Origin of the sequence: Salinarimonas sp. (assembly GCF_040111675.1) — a bacterium.
Lineage (GTDB): Bacteria > Pseudomonadota > Alphaproteobacteria > Rhizobiales > Beijerinckiaceae > Salinarimonas.
Genome location: NZ_CP157794.1, coordinates 3,493,536 through 3,518,237 on the forward strand (window position 1 = coordinate 3,493,536; position 24,702 = coordinate 3,518,237).

At 70.6% G+C, this 24,702-nt stretch carries 21 protein-coding genes; 13 read left to right on the forward strand and 8 right to left on the reverse strand.

The window, feature by feature from the left end; all coding sequences use genetic code 11:
• Positions 1–109: 109 nt before the first annotated feature.
• Positions 110–958 (forward strand): fumarylacetoacetate hydrolase family protein, encoded by an 849-nt coding sequence (locus ABL310_RS16110; protein ID WP_349368023.1) that lies wholly within the window; start codon positions 110–112, stop codon positions 956–958.
• Between the two features lie 44 nt (positions 959–1,002).
• Here ABL310_RS16110 and ABL310_RS16115 read toward each other — a convergent pair whose 3' ends face one another.
• A complete protein-coding gene (locus tag ABL310_RS16115; protein ID WP_349368024.1) occupies positions 1,003–1,485 on the reverse strand; it encodes an NUDIX hydrolase in 483 nt (160 codons plus the stop codon).
• Positions 1,486–1,703: 218 nt separating this feature from the next.
• On the opposite strand from ABL310_RS16115, the gene ABL310_RS16120 reads away from it, so the two are divergent.
• The 5 genes from ABL310_RS16120 to ABL310_RS16140 all read left to right on the forward strand — a co-directional run bounded on the left by ABL310_RS16120 (position 1,704) and on the right by ABL310_RS16140 (position 7,509).
• Entirely contained in the window at positions 1,704–2,729 is a 1,026-nt protein-coding gene (locus ABL310_RS16120; protein WP_349368025.1) for an SDR family oxidoreductase, read from the forward strand.
• Between the two features lie 173 nt (positions 2,730–2,902).
• A complete protein-coding gene (locus tag ABL310_RS16125) occupies positions 2,903–4,207 on the forward strand; it encodes a UDP-glucose/GDP-mannose dehydrogenase family protein (protein WP_349368026.1) in 1,305 nt (434 codons plus the stop codon).
• Between the two features lie 74 nt (positions 4,208–4,281).
• Positions 4,282–5,307: a GSU2403 family nucleotidyltransferase fold protein gene (locus tag ABL310_RS16130; protein ID WP_349368027.1), complete on the forward strand. Its 1,026-nt coding sequence runs from the start codon at positions 4,282–4,284 to the stop codon at positions 5,305–5,307.
• A 127-nt stretch (positions 5,308–5,434) separates the two neighbouring features.
• Positions 5,435–6,387 (forward strand): IS630 family transposase gene (locus ABL310_RS16135; RefSeq protein ID WP_349368028.1). Its coding sequence is split into 2 segments (ribosomal slippage): positions 5,435–5,777 and positions 5,777–6,387, totalling 954 coding nucleotides; the frame shifts between segments, so codons are not numbered across the junction.
• Positions 6,388–6,556: 169 nt separating this feature from the next.
• A protein-coding gene (locus ABL310_RS16140; protein ID WP_349368028.1) for an IS630 family transposase occupies positions 6,557–7,509 on the forward strand; the annotation gives its coding sequence in 2 pieces (ribosomal slippage) (positions 6,557–6,899 and positions 6,899–7,509; 954 coding nt in all).
• Between the two features lie 9 nt (positions 7,510–7,518).
• Here ABL310_RS16140 and ABL310_RS16145 read toward each other — a convergent pair.
• The 4 genes from ABL310_RS16145 to ABL310_RS16160 form a co-directional block, all read right to left on the reverse strand.
• A complete protein-coding gene (locus ABL310_RS16145) occupies positions 7,519–8,514 on the reverse strand; it encodes an oligopeptide/dipeptide ABC transporter ATP-binding protein (RefSeq protein WP_349368029.1) in 996 nt (331 codons plus the stop codon).
• Positions 8,511–10,481, reverse strand: coding sequence for a dipeptide/oligopeptide/nickel ABC transporter permease/ATP-binding protein (locus tag ABL310_RS16150; protein WP_349368030.1), 1,971 nt, complete (start codon positions 10,479–10,481; stop codon positions 8,511–8,513). The genes ABL310_RS16145 and ABL310_RS16150 overlap by 4 nt, the downstream gene beginning before the upstream one ends.
• A complete protein-coding gene (locus tag ABL310_RS16155) occupies positions 10,478–11,425 on the reverse strand; it encodes an ABC transporter permease (protein ID WP_349368031.1) in 948 nt (315 codons plus the stop codon). The genes ABL310_RS16150 and ABL310_RS16155 overlap by 4 nt, the downstream gene beginning before the upstream one ends.
• Positions 11,426–11,660: 235 nt before the next feature.
• On the reverse strand, positions 11,661–13,238 hold the full coding sequence (locus ABL310_RS16160; protein WP_349368032.1) for an ABC transporter substrate-binding protein: 1,578 nt from the start codon (positions 13,236–13,238) through the stop codon (positions 11,661–11,663).
• 163 nt (positions 13,239–13,401) lie between these two features.
• Here ABL310_RS16160 and ABL310_RS16165 point away from each other — a divergent pair, with 163 nt between their 5' ends.
• Entirely contained in the window at positions 13,402–14,070 is a 669-nt protein-coding gene (locus ABL310_RS16165) for a DUF1028 domain-containing protein (RefSeq protein ID WP_349368033.1), read from the forward strand.
• Positions 14,071–14,189: 119 nt separating this feature from the next.
• Complete coding sequence (locus ABL310_RS16170; RefSeq protein WP_349368034.1) at positions 14,190–15,185, forward strand: IS5 family transposase; 996 nt, start codon at positions 14,190–14,192, stop codon at positions 15,183–15,185.
• Positions 15,186–15,807: 622 nt separating this feature from the next.
• On the opposite strand, the gene ABL310_RS16175 is transcribed toward ABL310_RS16170, so the two are convergent.
• Both ABL310_RS16175 and ABL310_RS16180 read right to left on the reverse strand, forming a co-directional pair.
• Complete coding sequence (locus ABL310_RS16175; RefSeq protein WP_349368035.1) at positions 15,808–16,335, reverse strand: DUF2478 domain-containing protein; 528 nt, start codon at positions 16,333–16,335, stop codon at positions 15,808–15,810.
• Complete coding sequence (locus ABL310_RS16180; protein ID WP_349368036.1) at positions 16,332–16,592, reverse strand: sulfurtransferase TusA family protein; 261 nt, start codon at positions 16,590–16,592, stop codon at positions 16,332–16,334. The genes ABL310_RS16175 and ABL310_RS16180 overlap by 4 nt, the downstream gene beginning before the upstream one ends.
• Positions 16,593–16,663: 71 nt before the next feature.
• Between ABL310_RS16180 and ABL310_RS16185 the strand changes: the two genes are divergently transcribed.
• From ABL310_RS16185 to ABL310_RS16195, 3 genes are read left to right on the forward strand one after another with little or no spacing between them, the layout of a single operon-like run.
• Positions 16,664–17,659 carry a hypothetical protein gene (locus ABL310_RS16185; RefSeq protein ID WP_349368037.1) on the forward strand — a complete coding sequence of 332 codons (996 nt, stop codon included), beginning with the start codon at positions 16,664–16,666 and terminating at the stop codon, positions 17,657–17,659.
• Positions 17,656–19,608: a molybdopterin biosynthesis protein gene (locus tag ABL310_RS16190; protein WP_349368038.1), complete on the forward strand. Its 1,953-nt coding sequence runs from the start codon at positions 17,656–17,658 to the stop codon at positions 19,606–19,608. The genes ABL310_RS16185 and ABL310_RS16190 overlap by 4 nt, the downstream gene beginning before the upstream one ends.
• 4 nt (positions 19,609–19,612) lie before the next feature.
• Entirely contained in the window at positions 19,613–20,878 is a 1,266-nt protein-coding gene (locus ABL310_RS16195) for a c-type cytochrome (RefSeq protein ID WP_349368039.1), read from the forward strand.
• 247 nt (positions 20,879–21,125) lie between these two features.
• On the opposite strand, the gene ABL310_RS16200 is transcribed toward ABL310_RS16195, so the two are convergent.
• Positions 21,126–21,641: a hypothetical protein gene (locus ABL310_RS16200; RefSeq protein ID WP_349368040.1), complete on the reverse strand. Its 516-nt coding sequence runs from the start codon at positions 21,639–21,641 to the stop codon at positions 21,126–21,128.
• A 604-nt stretch (positions 21,642–22,245) separates the two neighbouring features.
• Between ABL310_RS16200 and ABL310_RS16205 the strand changes: the two genes are divergently transcribed.
• Both ABL310_RS16205 and argC read left to right on the forward strand, forming a co-directional pair.
• Positions 22,246–23,475: a DUF6575 domain-containing protein gene (locus ABL310_RS16205; protein ID WP_349368041.1), complete on the forward strand. Its 1,230-nt coding sequence runs from the start codon at positions 22,246–22,248 to the stop codon at positions 23,473–23,475.
• Between the two features lie 197 nt (positions 23,476–23,672).
• The gene (gene argC, locus ABL310_RS16210) at positions 23,673–24,593 is read left to right on the forward strand and encodes an N-acetyl-gamma-glutamyl-phosphate reductase (protein WP_349368042.1); all 921 of its coding nucleotides are present in this window, start codon (positions 23,673–23,675) and stop codon (positions 24,591–24,593) included.
• The last annotated feature ends 109 nt before the right edge of the window (positions 24,594–24,702 follow it).

The window sequence follows — 24,702 nt, forward strand, 5'->3', positions numbered from 1 at the left end:
AACAGAACTGCGCTCCCCGCCAATCCGGCCCGCGCGTCCCCGCGCGGTTGCCAGCACGGCCCCGCACGGCCACACTCGCGCGCGAAAGAACGAGCGGGAGGATGTCGGCATGAAGCTGGTGCGGTACGGTTCGGCGGGCGAGGAGCGCCCTGGGCTCGTCGGTCCGGACGGGACGATAAGGGACTTGTCGGGAGAGATCGCGGACCTCTCCGGTCCGGCCCTGTCGCGGGCGAGCCTCGCCGCCATCGCCAAGCTCGATCCGGCGAGCCTGCCGAAAGCGCCCGAAGGCGTGCGGCTCGGCCCCTGCGTCGGCGACGTCGGGCACTTCATCGCGGTCGGCCTCAACTACGCCGATCACGCCGCGGAGACCGGCGCGCCGATCCCGGCCGAGCCGATCCTGTTCTCGAAGGCGCCGTCCTGCATCGTCGGCCCGAACGACGACGTGGTCCTGCCCAAGGGCTCGCAGAAGACCGACTGGGAGGTGGAGCTCGCGATCGTCGTCGGCGAGCGCGCGCACTACGTCGCCGCCAACGAGGCGCTCGACTACGTCGCCGGCTACTGCGTCTGCAACGACGTCTCCGAGCGCGAATTCCAGATGGAGCGCGGCGGGCAGTGGATGAAGGGCAAGAGCGCGCCCACCTTCGGCCCCCTGGGCCCGTGGCTCGTCACGCCCGACGAGGTCGGCGACGTGCAGGCGCTGTCGATGTTCCTCGACGTGAACGGCGAGCGCATGCAGACGGGCTCGACCACGACGATGATCTTCTCCTGCGCCCAGCTCGTCTCCTACATCTCCCACTTCATGGCGCTCGAGCCCGGCGACGTCATCACCACCGGCACGCCGCCCGGCGTCGGCCTCGGCATGAAGCCCCCGCGCTTCGTCAAGGACGGCGACGTGATGCGGCTCGGCATCGAGAAGCTCGGGCAGCAGCAGCAGCGCGTGCGCGCCTTCCCGGGCTGAGACCCTGCGCGCCGCGCGGCGCGGGCGCCGAGGCCCGCGCCCGCTCAGCCGCCGACGGCTTTTCGCCGGCAGGGCGTTACCTCGCCGGCCAGGCGGTCCGGCAGCGCGGCGATGAGATCGGAAAGCTCCGGCTCGTCCACGAGCTCGGCCGCGGTCTGCGGATCGAACCAGCGGCGCTCGCGCTCGTCGCGCTCGGGCCAGCGCTTCTGCTCCTTGGCGACCTCCATCAGGAACACGTCCACCGCGCACGGCACGAAGGCGCGCGACTTGAGGCGCTTCTCGTAGGTGTAGACGCCGTAGGGCTCCCTCGATACCGAGCCGGCGAGCCCGGCCTCCTCGTAGGCTTCGCGCGCGGCGGTCTCGCTCGGGCGCAGCTTGCGGATCGGCCATCCTTTCGGGATCACCCAGCGGCGCGTCTCGCGCGAGGTGACGAGCAGAACCTCGATACGTCCCGCATCGTCGATGCGGAACGGCAGCGCCGCGCATTGCTTGCGCGGTTCCTCCGGTGTGTTTTCGTTTTTCTTCATGGTACTCACGTAGGGCGTGTGTCCTCGATCCGCAACGCTACGCCGCGGAACACGGGACCGAAGAGGCTATCATGCTCCGCGCATCCGTCTCTCAAAAACGTGAAACACCGCGACTCCCGGATCCCTCGGCGACGGCCGTCGCGCATCGCCGGGAACGGGTGTCGCCGCTCCTCATTGTCGGAAGCGAAGCCGGTTCACGACGACGAGGAGAGCGACGCATGCGCGGCGGATTGCAGGACCTGCGGGGACGGGTGGTGATGCTCACCGGAGCGTCCGCGGGGATCGGGCGCGCGACCGCGCTCCGCCTCGCCCACGAGGGCGCGCGGATCGGCCTGATCGCCCGCGACGGCGGCGCGCTGGAGGACGTCGCCCGCGAGGTCCGCGCCCGCGGCGGCGAGGCGCTGCCGCTGCCCTGCGACGTCGCTGACGCCGAGGCCGTGTTCCGTGCCGCCGAGGCGCTCGAGCGCGCGTTCGGTCCGCTCGACGTGTGGATCAACGACGCCATGGTCACCGTGTTCTCGCCGGTCCACGAGATGCAGCCGGACGAGTACCGCCGCGTCACGGAGGTGACCTACCTCGGCGCCGTGCACGGCACGCTCGCCGCCCTGCGCTCCATGCGTCCGCGCGGACGCGGGATCATCATCCAGGTCGGCTCCGCGCTCGCCTATCGCGGAATCCCGCTGCAGAGCGCCTATTGCGCGGCCAAGCACGCCGTCGTCGGCTTCTCGGATTCGCTGCGCGCCGAGTTGCGGCACGACGACGTCGACATCGCGGTGAGCGAGGTCCACCTGCCCGGCGTCAACACCCCGCAATTCGACTGGGCCCGCTCGCGCCTGCCGCGCTCGCCGCGGCCCTCCGGCCCGGTCTACGAGCCCGAGGCGGCGGCGGACGCGATCGTCCACGCCGTGCACGCGCCGGAGCGCTCCTGGTGGCTCGGCGGCGTCACCGCCACCGCGATCATCGGCAACGCGCTGGCGCCGGGCCTCGCCGACCGCTATCTCGCCCGCAACGCCGTGGAGGGGCAGATGCGTCCCGATGCCGACCGCCGCGCGATCCCGCCCGAGGGAAACCTCTACCGCTCCGCCGGCCGCGCCATGCATCGCGTCCGCGGGCCCTTCACACGCCAGTCGAAGGGCTCGGCCCTGCGGCTGCCCGGGCCCGAGACCCGGATCGGGACCGCGCTGGCGACCGCCGCCGTCGCCGCCGGGATCGGGCTCGTTCTCGGCCGCGCCGGGCGGCGTTGAGGGGCGTCGTCATCGTCGCGTCGTGATTCGCGAGCCATCACCGTGAGCCGGCTCGGGAGCCGACCGACGTGTTCCGATTGCCTTAACGGCTCTCGGCCCATAATCACGACGCAGCTCATGCGCTGGGCTTTGGTCGCCCCGCTCCCGCGCCACGTCAGGAAAGGCAATCCGCCATGCGCGTCGCCATGATCGGCTCCGGCTACGTCGGCCTCGTCTCCGGGGCCTGCTTCGCCGATTTCGGCCACGATGTCTGCTGCATCGACAAGGACCCGGCGAAGATCGAAGCCCTCGAGGCCGGACGCATGCCGATCTACGAGCCCGGGCTCGAGGACCTCGTGCGCCGCAACGTCGAGCAGCGCCGGCTCGCCTTCGGGACGGACCTGGCGCCCGCCGTCGCCGATGCGGAAGCGGTCTTCATCGCGGTGGGCACCCCCTCGCGCCGCGGCGACGGCCACGCCGATCTCTCCTACGTCCACGCCGCGGCCCGCGAGATCGCCCGCGCCATGACCGGCTACACGGTGATCGTCACCAAGTCGACCGTGCCGGTCGGCACCGGCGACGAGGTCGAGCGCATCATCCGCGAGGAGCGTCCTGACGCTGAGTTCGCCGTCGTCTCCAACCCGGAATTCCTGCGCGAGGGTGCGGCGATCTCCGACTTCAAGCGCCCCGACCGCATCGTCGTCGGCGCCGAGGACGCGCGCGCCGCCGATGTCATGCGCGAGCTCTACCGCCCGCTCTACCTCAACCAGGCGCCGATCCTCGTCACCTCCCGGCGCACGGCCGAGCTGACCAAGTACGCCGCCAACGCCTTCCTCGCGACCAAGATCACGTTCATCAACGAGATCGCGGATCTCTGCGAGAAGGTCGGCGCGAACGTGCAGGACGTCGCCCGGGGCATCGGGCTCGACAACCGCATCGGCTCGAAGTTCCTGCATGCCGGCCCGGGCTACGGCGGCTCGTGCTTTCCCAAGGACACGCTCGCCCTGATCAAGACCGCGCAGGACGCCGAGTGCCCCGTGCGCATCGTCGAGACGGTGGCGGCGGTGAACGACCAGCGCAAGCGCGCCATGGGCCGCAAGGTCGTCGCCGCCTGCGGCGGCTCGGTGCGCGGCAAGCGCATCGCGCTGCTCGGGCTCACCTTCAAGCCCAACACCGACGACATGCGCGATGCCCCCTCCATCGCCATCGCCACCGCGCTCCAGGACGGCGGCGCTTCCGTCGTCGCCTACGATCCCGAGGGCATGGAGCAGGCGCGCAAGGTGCTCGACGGCGTCGAGTACGCCGAGAGCGCCTATGCCTGCGCCGAGGGCGCGGATGCGCTCGTGCTGGTGACGGAGTGGGACGCCTTCCGCGCCCTCGACCTGAAGCGGCTCAAGCGCATCATGACCACTCCAGTGCTCGTCGACCTGCGCAACGTCTACCGCCCCGAGGAAATCCGCGAGGCGGGCTTCGCCTACGCCAGCATCGGGCGGGTGTGAGCGCGGCGATCGGTTGATCCGGGACGCCCGCGCCCCTATGCTCAACAAAAATCTTTTTTGTTGAGCATAGCGCGGTGAGCCCCGTCCGACGCCATTCGCCACTCGCCCATGTGGCCTATCGCGATCTCGTCGCCTCGCTGCTCGACGAGGCGGCGGCGGATTTCCGCGGGACGCCGTCGCGCGTCGAGCGGAACGGCCGCGGCTATTGGTACGACAGCTACCGGGTCGGCGGCTCCGTCCTGAAGCGCTATGTCGGCGAGGATACCTCCGAGCTGCGCGCGCGCATCGAACGGCATCGAGACCTCGCCGACGACCGCGACGCCCGCCGGCGCGAGCGCACGCGGCTCGTGCGCATCCTGCGTGGCGAGGGCTTCATGAGCGTGGACGCCGGTGCCGGCAGCCTTCTGGCGGCGATGGCGTCGTCCGGCGTCTTCCGGCTCGGCGGCACGATCGCAGGCACGCACGCCTTCCGGCTCTACGAGGGCGAGCTCGGCGTCCGCTACGCCGTCGACGCCGCGGCGCAGACGAACGACATCGACATCGCCAGCTTCGAGCGGCTGTCGCTCGCCCTCGAGGACGTCGCCGCGCCGCCTCTGCTCCAGGTGCTGCGCGATTTCCAATTCGCCCCCGTGCCCGCGCTGAAGTCGGGACGGGTCTGGCGCTGGCGTCAGGCGCGCGGCGCCCAGCTCGTCGAGTTCCTGACGCCGGCCTTCGGCGCCGAGGAGGGCCGCCGCCCGCTCGCCGCGCTCGGGGTGGACGCGCAGGCGCTGCACTATCTCGGCTACCTGATCGCCGAGCCGATCCCGGCCGCCGTTCTCTACCGCAGCGGCGTCCTCGTCCAGATCCCGAGGCCGGAACGGTTCGCCGTGCACAAGCTGATCGTGGCGGATCGCCGCCTGGGCGGGCCCGATGCGGCGAAGTCCACCAAGGACGTGCTGCAGGCGCGTTTCCTGATGCGTGCCCTCGCGGAGGATCGGCCCGACGAGCTCGCCGAGGCCTATCGCGACGCCCTCGCGCGCGGCCCGCGCTGGCGGGAGCGTCTCGGCCGTGCGTTGGAACGCGCGCCCGACCTTCGCGCGCTGCTCGAGGCCTTGCCCTAGAGCGCCGACCTGATGAGATCAGGTCGGCGCTCTAGAGCAGATCGCTTCCTGATGGAATCGCGCGGGGGATTCCCTTCGAGGCCAGTTCGTGATTCACGGTAGAGGCTGGCGGAGGAGGCCAGCCGCCATGACGAAGCCCCTCTCGATGGATCTGAGGCAGCGCGTCCTCGCTGCGGTCGATGCCGGCATGAGCCGCCGGGCCGCGGCGGACCGCTTCGGGATCGCGCCGTCCGCGGCGGTGAAGTGGTTCAACCTTCGGCGCGAGACGGGCTCGGTCGCGCCGCGGGCGCAAGGCGGCGACACGCGGTCCGGGCGGATCGAGGCGCTCGGCCCGGTCATCCTCGCGATGGTGGAGGAGGCGCCGGATCTCACCCTCGTCGAGATCGCCGAGCGGCTCGAGCGCGAGCACGGCGAGCGCTTCGCGCCCTCGACGGTGCACCGCTTCTTCGGCCGCCACGGCCTGACGTTCAAAAAAAGTCCGGCCACGCCAGCGAGCAGGACCGCGCCGACGTCGCCGCGGCCCGCGAGGCCTGGTTCGAGGAGCAGCCCGAGCTCGACCCGCAGCGGCTGATCTTCATCGACGAGACCTGGCTCAACACCAAGATGGCGCGGTTGCGGGGCCGCGCCCCCGAAGGCGAGCGCCTGCGCGCCGGCATCCCTCACGGCCATTGGCGCACCACGACCTTCGTGGCCGGGCTCAGGATCGGCGGGATCGACGCGCCGATGCTGATCGACGGCGCGATCAACGCGGCGAGCTTCCTCGCCTACGTCCAGCAGGTCCTGGTTCCGACGCTGAGCCCCGGCGACGTGGTGATCATGGACAACCTCGCCAGCCACAAGACCCCCGCCGTGCGCGAGGCCATCGAGGCGGCCGGAGCCGAGCTGCGCTTCCTGCCGCCCTACAGCCCGGACTTCAACCCCATCGAGAACGCCTTCGCCAAGCTGAAGGCCCTGCTCAGGAAGGTCGCCGCCCGGACGCGCGACGCCCTCTGGAGCGCCGTCGCCGACGCCATCGAAGCCTTCCCGCCAGAGGAATGCGCGAACTTCTTCACCGCAGCAGGATATGAACCCGAGTGGTGAGAATCTGCTCTAGCGTTCCTCAGTGGAGCATCATCTCGTCCACCAACCGGATTCCACTTGGTGGGATGATGCCCTAGAGCAGATCGCTTCCTGATGGAATCGCGCGGGGGATTCCCTTCGAGGCCAGTTCGTGATTCACGGTAGAGGCTGGCGGAGGAGGCCAGCCGCCATGACGAAGCCCCTCTCGATGGATCTGAGGCAGCGCGTCCTCGCTGCGGTCGATGCCGGCATGAGCCGCCGGGCCGCGGCGGACCGCTTCGGGATCGCGCCGTCCGCGGCGGTGAAGTGGTTCAACCTTCGGCGCGAGACGGGCTCGGTCGCGCCGCGGGCGCAAGGCGGCGACACGCGGTCCGGGCGGATCGAGGCGCTCGGCCCGGTCATCCTCGCGATGGTGGAGGAGGCGCCGGATCTCACCCTCGTCGAGATCGCCGAGCGGCTCGAGCGCGAGCACGGCGAGCGCTTCGCGCCCTCGACGGTGCACCGCTTCTTCGGCCGCCACGGCCTGACGTTCAAAAAAAGTCCGGCCACGCCAGCGAGCAGGACCGCGCCGACGTCGCCGCGGCCCGCGAGGCCTGGTTCGAGGAGCAGCCCGAGCTCGACCCGCAGCGGCTGATCTTCATCGACGAGACCTGGCTCAACACCAAGATGGCGCGGTTGCGGGGCCGCGCCCCCGAAGGCGAGCGCCTGCGCGCCGGCATCCCTCACGGCCATTGGCGCACCACGACCTTCGTGGCCGGGCTCAGGATCGGCGGGATCGACGCGCCGATGCTGATCGACGGCGCGATCAACGCGGCGAGCTTCCTCGCCTACGTCCAGCAGGTCCTGGTTCCGACGCTGAGCCCCGGCGACGTGGTGATCATGGACAACCTCGCCAGCCACAAGACCCCCGCCGTGCGCGAGGCCATCGAGGCGGCCGGAGCCGAGCTGCGCTTCCTGCCGCCCTACAGCCCGGACTTCAACCCCATCGAGAACGCCTTCGCCAAGCTGAAGGCCCTGCTCAGGAAGGTCGCCGCCCGGACGCGCGACGCCCTCTGGAGCGCCGTCGCCGACGCCATCGAAGCCTTCCCGCCAGAGGAATGCGCGAACTTCTTCACCGCAGCAGGATATGAACCCGAGTGGTGAGAATCTGCTCTAGCCCGCCATAGTGCGCGTTTTCTCCGCCGGAAGCGGATGCAGGCACGCCGCCGCCTGGCCCCCTCCGAGATCGACGAGGGGCGGCGGCGCCGCGCGGCAATCGTCCTGCACGCGCGGGCAGCGCCCGGCGAAGGCGCAGCCCGGCGGCGGGCGGGTCGGGTCCGGCAGCTCCGCCTGCGGCGCGTCGGCGGCGGCGGCCCGGGCGCCGACGGTCGGCGCCGAGTCGATCAGGAGGCGCGTATAGGGATGGCGCGGGGCGGCGAAGACGCGCTCCACCGGCCCCGTCTCCACCACGCGCCCGAAATACATCACCGCCACCCGCTCGGCGATCGCCTCGACCACGGCGAGGTCGTGGCTGATGAACAGGTAGGTGAGGCCGAGCCGCCCGCGCAGATCCGAGAGCAGGTTCAGCACCTGCGCCTGCACCGAGACGTCCAGCGCCGAGACCGGCTCGTCGAGGACGACGATCCGCGGCTCCGCGGCGAGCGCGCGGGCGATGCCGATGCGCTGCGCTTGGCCGCCGGAGAACTCGTGCGGGTAGCGCTGGAGGAATTCGGGCCTGAGCGAGACGATGTCCATCAGCTCCTCGACGCGCATCGCCCGGGCCGGCGCGTCGCGGTCGAGGAGATGGACGAGGGGCGCCTCCAGGATCTGGCGGATCGTCTTGCGGGGGTTGAGCGCGCTCGCGGGATCCTGGAAGACGTACTGGATCGTGCGCCCGAAGGCGCGGGGCCCGGCCTTCGCGGCCTCGCCGATGGGCTTGCCCTCGAGCGCGATCGTGCCGGCGGAGGGCGGGATCAGCCCCACCAGCATGCGCGCGAGGGTGGATTTCCCGCAGCCGGATTCGCCGACGATCCCCAGCGTCTCGCCCGGCGCGACCGCGAGCGAGACGTCCCGCACCGCCTGGACGGTGGGCTTGCGCGCGCCGAACAGCCGGCGCCCGCCGCCGAAGGTCTTGCCGAGGCCGTGGGTCTCGAGAACGGGCGCGCTCATGCCGGGCTCCCTTCCGCCGCCGTCTCGCGCACCACCTCGTGGGCGTAGAGGCAGCGCGCCGCGCGCCCGTCGGCGACCGAGATCGGCGGGATCTCGCCCTCGCGGCAGGCGGCCGTGGCGCGCGGGCAGCGCGGGGCGAAGGCGCAGCCGTCGGGGAGGCGGTCCACCGCCGGGGGCAGGCCGGGAATGGCGTCGAGCTGGCGCTTGCCCGAGCCGAGGATCGGCACGCAGGCGATCAGACGGCGCGTGTAAGGGTGCGCCGGCGTGTCGAGCACGGCCTGGGTCGGCCCCTCCTCGACGATCTTCCCGGCATACATCACGGCGACCCGGTCGCAGAGCTGCGAGACGACCCCGAAATCGTGGGTGATGAACAGGAGCGCGAGCCCGTGCTCGCGGCGCAGCTCGTCGAGGAGCGCCAGGATCTGCGCCTGGACCGTGACGTCGAGCGCCGTCGTCGGCTCGTCGGCGATGATCAGGTCCGGCTCGTTGGCGAGCGCCATGGCGATGGCGACGCGCTGGCGCATGCCCCCGGAGAGCTCGTGCGGCAAGGCGTTCGCCCGGTCCGCGGCGGCGGGGATGCGCACGCGCTCGAGGAGCCGCACCGCCTGCGCCCAGGCATCCGCGTGCGAGGCGGGGCGGTGCGCGCGGATCGCCTCGACCATCTGGTCGCCGACCGTGAAGAGCGGGTGGAGCGTCGTGAGCGGGTCCTGGAAGATGTAGGAGATGCGGCCCCCGCGCAGGGAGCGCAGCTTCTCGCGCGGCAGCGACAGCACGTCCTCGCCGCCGTGCCAGACCCGTCCCGAGCGGATGACGCCCGGCGGGGAGGGAACGAGGCCGAGGAGCGAGAGCGCCGTCACCGACTTGCCGGAGCCGGACTCGCCGATGAGCCCGAGGCATTCGCCCCGGCGGATCGCGAAGGAGACGCCGTTCACCGCGGCGTAGATCCGCTCGCCCACCTCGAAGCGGGTGGCGAGGTCCTCGACCGCGAGCGCGGGCGCGCCCTCGGGCGGGCGCGCCGCGTCCTTCGTCTTGGGTCTGGCGATGCGCGTCACCGGCGCCGGACGGGCGAGCGCCCCGGCGGAGAGCCGCGGATCGAGCGCGTCGCGCACGCCGTCGCCGACGAGGTTGATGCTCATCACGACGAGGAAGATCGTCACGCCCGCGATCGTGGTGACGTGCGGCGCGGTGAGCATCACCTTGCGGCCCTCGCCCAGGATCGAGCCGAGATCCGCCTGCGGCGGCTGCGAGCCGAGCCCGAGGAAGGACAGTCCCGCCGTCTCCAGGATCATCCAGCCGACCGTGGTCGACATGGTGATGACGATCACGGGCATGACGTTCGGCAGCACCTCGGAGACGAGGATGCGCCCGTGGCCCATCCCGGCGAGGCGCGCGGATTCGACGAAGTCCTTGTGGGCGAGGCCGACCGTCACGCCGCGAATGTTGCGGGCGAAGAAGGGGATGTTGACGACGGCGACCGCGTAGAGGGCGTTCAGCAGCCCCGGCCCGAGCACGGCGACGATGGCGAGCGCCAGCAGGATGTAGGGAAACGCCATCAGCATGTCGATCGAGCGCATCAGCGCGTTGTCGAGCCTGCCGCCGAAATAGCCGGCGACGAGCCCGATCGTCGAGCCGACGAGGGCGGCCACCAGGGTCGCCGCGACGCCCATGAAGAGCGAGAGCCGCGTGCCCCAGATCAGCCGCGAGAGCAGGTCGCGGCCGAGCTCGTCGGTGCCGAGCCAATGCCCCTCCGAGAGCGGCGGCAGCAGGCGGTTGGCCGGCGCGGTCTCGTTGGGGTTCGCCAGCGGCAGGACGGGTGCGAGGATCGCGATCGCGACGATGAGCGCCAGCACGACGAGGCCGACGCCGGCGAGGCGGTTGCGCAGCAGGAGCCGCAGGAAGGAGCGGCCCTTCGGCTTGCCCGGAGGCGGCTTTTCGGCCGCGGGCGCGGCGGCGGGGGCGGGCCTCATGCCTTCACCCGCGGGTCGACGAGGCTCTGGAGCACGTCGACGAGAAGGTTGATCAGCACGTAGCTCGCCGCCACCACCAGCACCCCGCCCTGGACGAGCAGGATGTCGCGCGTCGAGATCGCCTGGACCAGCATGCGCCCGATGCCGGGCCACTGGAACACGGTCTCGATGTAGACCGCCCCGCCGAGCACGAAGCCCGCCTGGATGCCGATGACGGGAATGATCGAGACGAGCGCCGCCTTGAAGGCGTGACGGTAGATCACGCGCCGCTCGGGCAGGCCCTTGGCGCGGGCGGTGCGGATGTAGTCCTGGCGCAGCACCTCGAGCATCGCCGAGCGGGTGAGGCGGGCGACGACCCCGGTCGCGACCGCGGCCAGCGTCATGGCCGGCAGGACCAGGTGGCGCAGGAGGTCGGGCAGGTCCCCGCCGCCGTAGATCGCGTACATGCCGGACGCCGGCAGCCAGCGCAGCTCCACCGCGAAGGCGAGGATCAGCAGGAGCCCGAGCCAGAAGGACGGCATCGAGATGCCCACCAGCACGAGGAGCGTCACCGCCTTGTCGGCGAGACCGTATTGGCGCACCGCCGAGACGATGCCGGCGAGGAGGCCGAAGATCGTGCACAGCACGAGCGCCGCGCCGGCGAGGATCAGCGTCGCCGAGAACCGCTCCAGCACCTCGTCGAGGACCGGGCGGTTGAGCGAGTAGGAGCGCCCGAGATCGCCCTGGAGCAGGTTCCCGAGCCAGGTGAGGTATTGCACCGGCAGCGGCTGGTCGAGGCCGAGCTGCGCGTTGAGACGCGCCACGTTCTCGGGCGTCGCGTAGGCGCCCAGGATCGCCAGCGCCGGGTCGCCCGGGATCAGCGCCATGATGAAGAACACGATGAGGGTCAGCCCGAAGAGGATCGGGACCAGGGCGGCCAGGCGCTTGGCGATGTAGAGGTGCATGCGTGGTGCTCGATGCGAGGCGCTACCGTGTCATCCCCGGCGGGAACGCCGACAGGCGTTCCCGGGAAGGGGACCCAGCGCAGGAAGCTGCGGCGAAGCCGCTCCTATGGCGGCGACCAGCCGCCTCGACGGCGGCGACGGTGCGCCTTCGGCGCGAGGTTCTCGCGCTGGGTCCCCTTCCCCTACGCGCGCAAGCGCGCTCCGGCCGGGGATGACACGTGGCAGCGCCGTGCCTTCACTCCTTCGTCACGTCGTGCAGCAGCAGGAAGAACGACGGCTGGAGCGCGAAGTCGCCGACCGCGTCGGAGGTCACCGCGTTCTGCTTCCAGTTCGCCACGAACACCCAGGGCGCGTCCTCCTGGACGATCGTCTGCATCTCCCTGTAGAGACGCGCGCGCTCCTCCTGGTCGGTGGCGGTGCGGGCCTGCTCCAGGAGCGCGTCCACCTCCGGGTTCGAGTAGTAGCCCGAATTGAAGCCGCCCTCGTCCGGCATGGCCTCGGTACGCAGGGCGAGATAGGGCAGCGTGTCGGGGTCGTTCGTCATCCAGGCCATCTGCGCCATGTCGGCCTTGCCCTCGAGGCCGGGGTTCACCTGCGCGAGGAAGGTGTTCCACTCGTAGGTCTCGATCTCGACGTCGAGCCCCACCTCCTCGAGGTCGGCCTGGATGGCCGTGCCCATCGGCACCGGATCGAGCATGCCCGAGCCGCCCTCGGTGACGTAGAAGGTCAGCGTCGCGTCCTCGACGCCGGCCTCGGCCAGCAATTCGCGGGCGCGCTCCGGATCGTGCGGATAGGGCTCGAGCTCCTCGTTGTAGGCCCAGGCGAAGGCCGGCGGGATTGGCCCCGCCGCGACCTCGGCCGTGCCCTGGAGCACGTTCTCGACCAGCGCCTGCTTGTCGATCGCGTAGTTCACCGCCTGGCGTACGCGCTTGTCGTCGAAGGGCGGCTCCTTGGTGTTGAGGATGAGGAACCACAGGTGCGGGCCGGCCTGCTCGTAGACCTGGAAGTCCTCGCCCTCGGCGAACTGGCCCAGCGCGTCCGGCGGGACCTCGACCATCACGTCGATGCCGCCCGACAGCATCTCCGCGACGCGCGTGTTGGCGTCGGTGATCGGCCGGAAGATCACGGCTTCCAGCGGCGGCGCGCCGTCCCAGTACTCCTCATTGCGGGTGAGCACCACGGCGGTGTTCGCGTCCCAGCTCTCGAACCGGAAGGCGCCGGTGCCGACGGGGTTGCGCCCGAAATCGGCGCCGTGCTCGGCCACCGCCGTGGGCGACACGATCAGCCCCGTCGGATAGGCGAGGTTCGACAGGAAGGGCGCGTAGGGCTCGTTGAGCGTGAAGCGCACCGTGCGCTCGTCCACCGCCTCGACCGTGTCGATCGCCGAGAAGAAGAAGGACAGCGGGAAGGGGCCGGTGTCGTGATAGGGATGCTCCTCGTCGAGCATGCGCTCGAAGTGGAACTTCACCGCCTCGGCGTCGAGCGGGGTGCCGTCGTGGAAGGTCACGCCCTCGCGCAGGGCGAACGTGTAGACCGTGCCGTCCTCGGAGATCTCCCAGCTCTCGGCGAGCGAGGGCTCGACCTCGAGCGAGCCGTCCTGGAAGCGCACCAGCCCGTCGTACATGTTGACCAGGATGCGGAAGTCGTTGACGGCGGTCACCGCGGCGGGATCGAGCGATTTCGGCTCGGCGATCTGCCCGACGGCGAGGACGCCCGGCGGCGTCTGGGCGAGGGCCGGCGGCGTGGCCGGCGCCAGGGCGAGCGTCGCGGCGATGGCGGCCGTCGCGAGAAGGCCGGTGCGGCGAGTGAGCATCGGGCGGTCCCTTCGTCTGTTGCGGCCTTGCTGCGGCCGGATTTCAACCCCCTGTAACCGCGCGGCATTGCTTCTGATGATTGCGCCACGCGACCATTGATGCGGAACGCTATCCTGATAGGCTCGCGCGGATCAAGCGCGGCCGGCCGGGAGGTGACGCACCGTGACCTATTCCATCCTCGCGCGAGACCCCGAAAGCGGCGCGCTCGGCGTGGCCACGGCCACCGGCACGCCGGTGGTCGGCGGCTTCGTCCCGCACGCGGCGGCGGGGGTCGGGGTCGTGGCGACGCAGGGGCTCTACACCTCGCCGCTCTACGGCCCGCAAGCGCTCGCGCGCCTCGCCGCGGGGGAGGAGCCGGAGACGGTCGTCGCCGCGCTCACGCAGGCCGACGCCGGGCGCGACGCCCGCCAGCTCGCGGTGATGGACGCGGCCGGCCGCGCCGCCGCCTTCACCGGGGCGGACAATCTGGACGCCTGCTGCGTCGTGGTGGAGCCGGGCCTGTGCGTCGCGGCGAACTGGGTGGCGCACGCGGATCTCGCGGCGCGCGTGACGGAGGCGTTCCGCGCCGCCGAGGGCCCGCTCGTCCTGCGCCTGCTCGCGGCGCTCGAGGCCGGCGCCGCGGCCGGCGGCGACGCGCGCGGCAACCGCTCCGCGGCCGTGCGCATCGTCGACCCCGCCGCCCCGCCCCTCGACCTGCGGGCGGACGACGATGCCGAACCTGTCGCCAGGCTCCGCGCGATCCACGCTGCGACGCAGGAGCCGGCCTTCCAGCGCTTCCTGGCGGGCGTGCCGACGCTGGCCGATCCCTGGCGGCGCGGGTGGGGGCCGTAGGGCAGCCGAAGAGCGGCGCTCGTCTTTCCTTCCCTGTAGGATTCCTCTGCGAAACTCCGGCTTGGCCGCGGCGGGGCGTTCTGATTCACTGAGGATGGATCGGGTTCTGGAGATTCGTCATGGCGCCTTCTCAGATCAGCTTCGCCGACCATTTCACGGATTCTCGCCTCGGGTCGAACAAGCCGTTGGAGGCGATCGACGCACTGATCGACTGGACCCCGCTGGAAGCGCAGGCGCGGGAGATCCGCAAGGGGCAGACCGGTCGCCCGCCCTACGCGGCGCTCGCGATGCTCAAGGCGTTGTACCTCCAGACGCTTTATCAGCTCTCCGATCCGCAGCTGGAATCGGCCCTGCTCGACAGGCTCTCGTTCCGCCGCTTCTGCGGCTTCGGGCTGGACGAGCGCACGCCCGACGAGACGACGATCCTGCGCTTCCGGCACGCGGCGGCGGAGGTGGGGCTTCTGGAGGCGTGCTTCGAGGCGGTCAACGCCCAGCTCGAAACCAAGGGACTGATCGTCAAGAAGGGCACGCTGATCGACGCCACGCTGACCGAGGCGGCCCACAACAAGCCGCCTTTCGAGAAGGGAGCGGCGTCGGCGCGCAGCCCGCACTCGCCGGACGCGACCTTCACGCGCAAAAACAACAAGACCTATTTCGGCTACAAGCAGTCGATCGGCGTCGACGAAGGGTCGCTCCTGGTGCGCCGGATCGTGGTGACGCCCAATTGCGTGTCGGACAGCGAGGCGGCCGACGCGCTGATCTGCGGGGACGAGCGGGCGGTCTACGCCGATCGCGGCTACACGCAGAAAGCGCGCCGCGAGCGGCTCGCGGGTGCCGGCATCAAGGACCGGATCATGCACCGGCGCACGAGCAACCGTAAGCCGCTGCCGCCCTGGAAGGAGCGTCTCAACAAGCTGATCTCCCGCCGTCGCGCCCCCGTCGAAGGCGTCTTCAGCGTCGTGAAGCGTCTCTACGGTCAGGGCCGCGCGCGATGTCATCGTCTCGGCACGGTGAGCGTCGACGCTGTCGCGGCAGTGACGGTCTACAATCTCAAACGCGCGGTGCATCTCCTCGAGCCTCCGAACCGGCGCCGACGGGCGCCGGCGGGCGCATGAACGCCGCCCGAAACACGCCTCGGGCGCCCGCTCTGGCGCCCGAGGCGCCCCCGAGACGGGGCTCTGCGCCACCCGCGGCGCCCCCGAAGGGCTGGGATCGCGCGAACCGGCGCTCGAAAAAACGCCTCCTGAGCGCCCATGGCGGCGTAGGCCGCCGTTTCGCAGAGGAATCCTGTAGGGGAAGGTGGCGCGCCGCCGCAGGCGGCGTGACGGATGGGGCGCGGCGCGTAAGCGACGCGTTCCGCGAAGCGGAAGCCGACGGCGGCGTCCGGCGCGACCGTCCGTTTCGGCTTCGCCGAACGGGCGTGCCGCGCGCCCCATCCGTCTCGGCTTCGCCGAGCCACCTTCCCCTACAGGGAAGGAGAAAGGCTCGGCGCCCGTCGAGCAGCTCCGCGACGTCGCTCGTCCTCGGCTGCCAGCGGCGCGGAACGATGTGTGAAGCGACTGGCCACGAGGGCGAGGGGCTAGGGGTGAGGGGCGTCGGGCAGCGCTCCGAAGGTTCCGAGAAGGCGCCGCGCGTCTTGCAGCGCTTCATCGACGGCGAGATCGTCCTGCACGCCCCTCACCCCCGGCCTCTCTCCACGAGGGAGAGGGGAGAGCCTGCATCGAGCGATCGCCTGGCTCACCGCCCCGCGGGCTCGGCGGCGGTGTCCGTCCACCAGGCGTCGAGCGCGGCGGCGTCGCACGCCAGCGGCGTGTCCAGCCCGCCGGCGAAGGCGTTCCAGGCGTCGAGGAAGCGGCGGGGCACGCCGATGACGAGGGGCACGCCCTCGGCCACGCAATGGCCGATCTCGTCGGCGAGGCCGAGCCCGTCGGCCTCCATCTTCCCGAACTTGTTGACGATCACGCAATCCGGCCGCGCGGCGAGGCCGGCGCGCAGCAGCGCCCCCGCTTCCGCGAGCCCGCGCGGGTCGATGCGGCAGCCGCGCGCATTCGCGCCGAGATCCTGGCAGATCGACGTCACCGCGCCGGTCGAGAGGTCGCGAAGCGCCATCTCGCGGGTGATGCAGGCGTCGGGCGCGGGGTCCGCGTCGACGAGGCCCGCCACCCTGCGGCCGTGTGCCGCGAGGCGCTCGGCGAAGCCGGCGAGCACCGTGTCGACGGGGTCGGTGCGGTCGTAGACGATGGCGGCGATGCGGGGCTCGCTCATGGGCCGCTCCTCGCCCCGCCCGCCTTGCGGATGCGGAAGACCAGGATCTCGCCGCCGCTCTCGGCGGCCTGCTTCTCCTGTCCCTCCAGGGCGTCGCCGGTCTGGCCGATCAGGTGGGGGATGTCGATCACCGCCATCGGGTCCGTGCAGGAGACGACGAGCACCGCGCCCGGCGCGGCCTTGGACAGGGCCTTGCGGGTCTTGAGCGCCGGGAGCGGGCACTTGAGCCCGCGCAGGTCGAGATGGGTTTCGCTCATGCTGGCTTTGTCTGCGGCCTGTCTGTAGAAACGCTTACGCCGGGATCGCGCCGGCTGCAAGGAACGAGGCCGTGACGTCCGTCCCATCGCCTAGGCCGCTGACGCCGCTCGCGCAAGCGCTCGCCCTGTGGCTCGGCGACGCGCGTTGTGTCGCGCCGCGGCCCTGCGCCCCGGCCGAGGCGATCGGCCGCGTCCTGGCGGAGGACGTGCGGACGCCCCGGACCGTGCCCGAGCGCCCCCGCGCCCGGCGTCCCGGCTTCGCCGTCGCCGCGGCGGATACGGTCGGCGCCTCGCCCTACGCGCCCGCGCCCTGCCTCGCGCCGCCGCCTTTCGTCGCGGCCGGCGATCCGCTGCCGGAGGGCTGCGACGCCGTCCTGCCGGCGGACGCGCTCACGGACGGGCCGATCCCCGAGATCCAGGCCGAGGTCGCCCCGGGGACCGACGTGCGTCGCGCCGGTGCGGAGGCGCGGGCGGGCGAGGTGGTGATTCCGGCGGGGCGTCGTCTGCGCGCCTGCGACGCGGCGGCGCTGGCGGCGCTCGGCGTCGCGACGGTGCCGGTCTGCACGCCGCGCGTTCGGCTGGAGGGGCTGCCGGCCCTGGCGGGGCTCGTAGCGGCGCTCGGCGGCGAGGTCGTGCTCGAAGACGCCGATCTCGTCCTGGCGACGACCTCGGGAGACGTCGAGATTCTCGTGGACGGCCTCGCTCTGCGCCCCGGCGAGACGACCCGCCTCGCGCGCACCGCGGACGGCGTCCCCGTCGCGATCCTCCCCGCCCTCGACAGCGACGCGCTCGGCGCGGCGCTGGCGCTGCTGCCGCCGGCGCTCGCCGCGCTCGCCGGCGCGGAGCCGCCGCCGCCACGGCCCGCCCGTCTGGCGACCCCGCTGACCTCGAGCGTCGGCCTCGCCGAGGTCGCCCTCCTCGCCCGCGACGGCGACGCCTGTGCGTCGCTCGCCGTCGGCGATCTCACCCTCGCGACCTTCGCCCGCGCCGACGCGTTCACCCTGCTCGCGCCCGAAAGCGAGGGCCATGCGGCGGGCGAGAGCATCGCCGTGTGGATGCTGCCATGACGAAGACCGACCGCGCGCCGTCCCGGGCGCAGGCACAGTTCCTGACCGTCCTATCCCGCGAGGAGGCGGCCGCGCGCTTCGCCGCCGCTCTGCGACCCGCGCCGCTGCGGCGCGTGAGCCTCCCTCTCGCGGAGGCGCTGGGCCGGCCGCTGGCGGAGGACGTGCGCGCGGCGGTCGACGCGCCGCCCTTCGACCGTTCCGGCGTCGACGGTTTCGCCGTGCGCGCCGCCGACCTCGCGGACGCCTCCGAGGCCGCACCGGTGACGCTTCTCCTCAACGACGAGGTGATCGCCTGCGGCGTCGCGCCCACGATCGCGGTCGCGCCCGGAAGCGCGACGCCGATCGCGACCGGCGGGCCGATCCCGCGCGGGGCGGACGCGGTGGTGATGATCGAGCATACCGGCCCGGTGGAGACGCCCGGCGGTCCGGGCGTCGCCGTGCGGCGCGCACCGAACCCCGGCCAGTTCGTCGCCTTCGCCGGCTCCGACATCGCGCGCGGCGAGACGCTGCTGCGGGCGGGCACGGTGATCGGCGCGCGGGAGATCGGCATGCTCGCGGCGGTGGGGATCGCCGAGGTCGCCGTGTTCGACCGCCCGCGCGTCGCCGTGCTCTCGACGGGCGACGAGCTCGTCGCGCCGGGGACGCCGCTCGGGCCGGCGCAGATCTACGATTCGAACGGCCCCGTCGTCGCCGCGGCGATCGCCGAGAACGGCGGCGCGCCCGTCGCCTACGGCGCCGTCCCCGACGACGAGGCGGCGCTCGAGGCGGCGCTCCGGCGGGCGCATGCCGAATGCGACATGGTGGTCCTTTCGGGCGGCACCTCGAAGGGCGCGGGGGACCTCACCTACCGCATCGTCGGGCGCCTCGGCGCGCCGGGGATCGTCGCCCACGGGGTGGCGCTGAAACCCGGCAAGCCGCTCTGCCTGGCCGTCTGCGACGGCAAGGCGGTGGTGGTGCTGCCGGGCTTCCCGACCTCGGCCATGTTCACCTTCCACGACATGATCGCGCCCGTGCTGCGCGCCCTCGCCGGCCTGCCGCCGCGGGCGGAGGGCACGGTCTCGGCCCGCGTGCCGGTGCGCATCGCCTCCGAGCTCGGCCGCACCGAATACGTGATGAGCGCGCTCGTCCAGGGCGCGGACGGGCTCGTCGCCTACCCGACCGGGAAGGGCTCGGGCTCCGTCACCTCGTTCTCCCAGGCCGACGGCTTCCTCGCCATCGAGGCGCTCGCGGACGCGCTGCCGGCGGGGGCCGAGGTCCCGGTGCGGCTGCTCACGCCGCAGGTGCGCGTGCCCGATCTCGTGATCGCCGGGAGCCATTGCACCGGCCTCGACGCCGTCATCGCCCGCCTGCCCGGGCTCACGGCGCGGGTGATCGCGGTCGGCAGCCTCGGCGGGCTCGCCGCGGCGAAGCGCGGGGAGTGCGACCTCGCCCCGATCCACCTCCTCGACCCGAAGAGCGGCACCTACAACACCCCCTTCCTCGCGCCGGGCCTGACCCTCGTCCCCGGCTGGCGGCGGATGCAGGGCGTCGTCTTCCGCCGCGGCGACGCGCGCTTCGAGGGCAGGGACGCGCGCGCCGCGATCGCGGCGGCGAAGGCCGATCCGTCCTGCCTCATGGTCGGCCGCAACCAGGGCGCCGGCACGCGCATCCTCCTCGATGGGCTCCTCGCCGGGGCGCGGCCGGACGGGTATTGGAACCAGCCGAGATCCCACAACGCCGTCGCCGCCGCTGTGGCGCAGGGCCGCGCCGATTGGGGCCTCGCCATCGCCCCCGTCGCCGAGGCCTACGGGCTCGGCTTCCTGCCGCTCTCGGAAGAGCAGTACGACTTCGCCCTCGTCGAGACCCGCCGGGACCGGCCGGGCGTCGCCGCCTTCCTCGCCGCGCTCGCGGCCCCCGAGACCATGCGGGCGCTCGCCGCGCTCGGCTTCACCCCCGCCCCGAGGTCCTGACCCCATGCGTCTCGTCGCGCTCGCGCTTTCGATGATCCTCGCCCTCTCGGGCCCCGCTCAGGCGGAGATGCGCGGCCATGGCGGGCCGGTCAGGGCGCTGGCGATCGCGCCCTCGGGCGAGATCGCCGTGTCCGGCTCCTTCGACAACCGCGCCATCCTCTGGGACCTGTCGGCCGACGCCGCCGCGCAGGTGCTGCGCCATCACGACGGGCCGGTGAACGCGGTCGCAATCCTGCCCGACGGGCGCATCGCCACCGGCGGCGCCGACGGGCGCGTCGCGCTCTGGCGCCCGGGCGCGCCCGATCCCGAGCGCGTCGAGGCGGCGCACGAGGCCCCGATCGTCGGTCTCGCCGTCTCGCCCGACGGCGCGACCCTCGCCTCCGCCGCCTGGGACGGAACCGTGCGGCTCATGCCCTTGAACGAAGGCGAGGCTCGTGTGCTTCGGGGCCACGACGGCAACGTCAACGCCGTCGCGTTCGCGCCGGACGGGACGCCGGTCAGCGCCGGCTACGACGCGACGCTGCGGATCTGGGAGGGCGACACGCCCCGCACCGTCACGCTGCCGACGCCGCTCAACGCGCTGGCGATCGCGCCGGACGGGGAGATCGTCGCGGGCGGGGCGGACGGCGTCGTGCGGCTGCTCTCGCCCGAGGGCGCGCTTCTGGCGGAGATCGAGACGCAGCCGCTCCCGATCATCGCCCTCGCCGTCTCTCCGGACGGCGCGCAGGTCGCGGCCGCGACGATCCGTGGCTCGGTGGCGATCGTGGACCGCGCCGCGCGGGAGACGCTGTTCACGCTGGTGGGCCCCGGCCTGCCGGTCTGGTCGCTCGCCTACGCGCCCGACGGGGAGATCCTCTATACCGGGGGCGGCGACGCCGTGGTCCGGCGCTGGAATGCCGCGACCGGCGAGCCCATCGGGGCTGCGGTGATCGGCGCCGCTAAGGATCCGCTCGCGCGCTTCACCGGCTCGCGCGGGGCGGAGGTCTACCGCGCCTGCGCCGCCTGCCACACGCTCTCGGCGGACGAGGGCGAGCGCGCCGGGCCGACGCTCGCGGGCATTTTCGGCCGGCGCATCGCCACGGCGGAGGGCTACGACTATTCGCCCGCGCTGACGCGGATGGACATCGTCTGGACGCCGGAGACGGTGGCCGCCCTGTTCGAGCACGGCCCCACCGCCTACACGCCCGGCTCGAAGATGCCCGAGCAGCGCATCCTCGACCCCGCCGACCGGCAGGCGCTCGTCGAGTTCCTGGCCGAGGCGACGCGGTGAGGGGCGCCGACGCTGGGAGCGAATCGATGTCATCCCGGACGCCGAAGGCGATCCAAGACCCAGATCCGCCGCCCAATCCCGAGCGGCGTGCAACGCCGCGTCCCTCCGTCGATGACGCCGGCACCTCGGATGTGGGACGCGCGCGCTGTCGCGCACGCTGAACATACGACGGAAGGTATGGGTCCCGGACTTGCTTCGCAATCCGGGATGACATAGGCGTCGTTCGGACCCGCAGTCGCTCGGATCGTCAGCGCACCGCCTTCATCAGCTCCTGCTTCGACATCTTCGAGCGGCCGGGGATGTCCTGCTTCTTCGCCTTCTCGTAGAGCTCGGCCTTGGTCGGCTCCGACTTGCCCGAGGATCTGCCCGTATCCCGGTGCCGGGCGGTCTTCTTCGCCACGTCCTTCGGCTGGCCGGAGAACTGCTTGCCCTTCTTCGTGTCCGCCCGCTTCTTCTTCGTCGTGCGCTCGTACTCCTCCTCGGAGAGGTTCTCGCGCGCCTTCTTCGGGAGATAGCGCTCGCCGGTCTCGGTGCTCTTCTCGCCGGACTTGGTGCCCCATTCCTCCTCGGTCCATTTGTGGAGGTGGGTGTCCTCCTGCTTCGGGCCCTCGTAGCCGCCGCCGCGGGACTTGTATTCCTGCGTCGCCATCTGCGCCTTGCGCGCCGACCATTGCCCGGGCCGCCCGCCCTTGCTGGACTTGGTCACGTCGCGCTTGACCTTGTCCCAGAGCTTCGGGTCGGATTTCTTCGCGGTCTGGGCCATGATCGGCTTCCTCCTGCCACCACAATTCTGAGAAGAGCAAAATGAACACGCGCGTTTCAGGTTCCCCCCGGTCCGTTGCGTTGATCGTTGACGCCTTGTACCCTTATTGGTAGGCCTTTTCTGGGGCTGGGTGACAGTCGCACAGCGTGAGCGGGCTGGGGATGAGCAGAAATAAAGCTACTGATGCGAGGGCCGGTGTTCCGCGGAAAGCGAACCAAACTGAACGCTCTGGTGCGGCCATCGCATTCGAAGATTATGTTCCTCGGGGGTGTCCCCCGAGTGATGCTGTGAACGGACCCAAGGAGCTGTTCCGTTTGGTGCCGTCGAACCCGATCCGGCCAGAGCATTTTCTTACGACGTACGAGGAGAAGAAGCACCCGAACAAAGATCCTTGTCAGAGGTGTTCCGTCTCAACGTTTTCCGATCGAGAAGGTGCTGAAAAAGTACGCAGAAAAATTCCCTTCTTTGCTAAGCACCTAATCTCGGTCGGGATCATACCCTGGGATGCCGGAAAGATGAAAAACACTCCAGGACTCGTAAAAAGCCACTGGTCCTGGTGGCCCGCAAAGGGTATCGTACGTCATCAGTATTTTCGGATCGTGCCATGACCCTCCCCCTCGGCACACGTCTAGGAAAATTACAATACCTTGAGGTCCTCGTAGACTATGATGGGCCACAACTTTTTACTTGCAAAAACTCCAAAGGAACAGTCTTTGCGGCAGTTCATGGACCCGAGGATGAGAACGGCGACAATTGGTTGTTCGTTGAGATTTCTGATCTCCGCGTACGGAAAATGATTGATGAAGAAGTAGACTTGCACACTATTTTTCGCTATCCAGAAGAAGGAAAGCGTCTATATAAAATTGTTTATCAGAAGGACAATGTCTATGTGAAGGCGGTGAACCCCATAGACCTGCCTGTTTCATATTTTCCGGTAGCAGACGGAAAAGAGCTGGTGCTTCAGGAATCTGCATTTGATATCGGTGAGGTTGTATCCCGCGCGCCAAGAGCGTTCGAAAGTCCATTCACGCCATTTTGGAGAGACGATGGGCTCGTTCAGGATCTGTTGAGTAGCCTGAGAACGAGCGTATCTGAGGCGGCACGTATCTCAAGACGTCCCGTATTCGATGTCACCTTGAAACCGTACGGGGACCAGCATCGTCGGTATGTTCCTCTGCAGAATCTGTCAGGATACCTCAGTGCATTGCAGCGCCTATTCGACGTGTTGGGTAACGAGACGCGAAAGGCAACTCGTTTGAATGCAGTAGCAGTTTTTCCTTCTTCCTTTGGAATTCGAATTGAAGCGGATGATGCTGGCCTTTTTGGCGACACTGGTTCGGACAAAGCTATATCTCTCCTGCTACGCGTTATTAGCGCAACCGGAGAACTAGATTCACTAAGAAAAGAACTTTTTGATCTCTCACCAAGTCAGATTTCCGCTTTCAGAGCATACGTCAAGAGTGTACGCCGTATGGGAACTGACGTTGCATTTGAAGTTGGTATTCCGAGCTCGTCGGAGACAATGAGGGCGGAGGCGAGTTTCAACTCGATCCGTGTTATCGAGCGCATGCTCGACAGGGCATCAGAAGAGAAACCAGAGCTAATATTTTTCGTTGGAAATCTGCGAGCTGTGAATCTAAAATCGAAGTATTTTCTTTTGGAAGACGAAGGTGTCGCAATTGCGGGAAGGATTAGTGATTCATTGCTTCCAGGGATGCAAGGAAAAGGCGTTGATACGCGGCAACGCGGCAAGATTCAGGTCCGGCGCGATGTAAATGAGATGAGCGGCGAGGAGGCAACTTCCTACATCCTCCTTGGCCTTGATGACGCTTGAGCGGTTGACAGGCGCGACGCCTGGGCGCATGAGAGAGGCCATGATCACGATCCGCGCCCGCGCCCGACGTCTGCCGATCTCCGCCTCGCGGCGGCGATGAGGCGCGCGCGTCCGCGCCGAACGCCCGCGAGGCCGCGCCCCCTGCGCGGCCTTTTTCGTGTCCGCCCTTCCTCCTGACCGACCACGGGACGACCACCATGCCCGAACCCACGCTCTTCATCGACGGCGAAGCCGGCACCACGGGGCTCGAGATCCGCGAAAAGCTCGCGGACGTGCGCGAGATCGTCGTGCGCTCGATCGACCCGGCCCACCGCAAGGACCCGGCGGCGCGCCGCGAGATGATGGCGTCCGTCGATCTCGTCGTGCTCTGCCTGCCCGACGCGGCCGCGAAGGAATCCGTCGCGCTGGCGGCGGAACTCGGCGATCGCGCGCCGAAGATCCTCGACGCCTCCACCGCCCACCGGGTCGACCCCGCCTGGACCTACGGCTTCGCCGAGATGGCGCCGGGCCAGGCCGAGGCGATCGCGACGGCGCGGCTCGTCTCGAACCCCGGCTGCTATCCGACGGGCGCCATCGCGCTCCTGCGCCCCCTCGTCGAGGCGGGGCTCGTGCCGCGGGACTTTCCCGTCACGATCAACGCCGTCTCCGGCTATTCCGGCGGCGGGCGCCAGATGATCGAGGCCTACGAGGCGGGGACGGCGCCCGTCTTCGAGCTCTACGGCCTCACCCTCGAGCACAAGCACGTGCCGGAGGTGCAGGGCTATTCGCTGCTCGCCCGCCGGCCGATCTTCGTGCCGTCCGTCGGCAATTTCCGCCAGGGCATGCTGGTGTCCGTGCCGCTCCACCTCGACGCGCTGCCGGGATCGCCGAAGGCCTCCGACCTCGAGGCGGCGCTCGCCGCCTCTTACGGCGAGGGCGGGCTCGTGCGCGTCGTCCCGACCGCGGGCGAGAGCCGGATCGAGCCCGAGGCGCTCAACGGCACCGACGCCCTCGAACTGCGCGTCTACGCGAACGAGGGCATGCGCCACGCGCTGCTGGTCGCCCGCCTCGACAATCTCGGCAAGGGCGCGTCGGGCGCCGCGGTGCAGAACATCGGGCTGATGCTGGGCCTGGGGTGACGGGACCGGCGCAGGTGAGGGAGGAGGCTCGAAGAGCCGACGGGTGGGGAGCGTCCGCAACGACCGCGCCCGCCCCTCCGGGCCGCTGACGCGGCCCACCTCCCCTTCG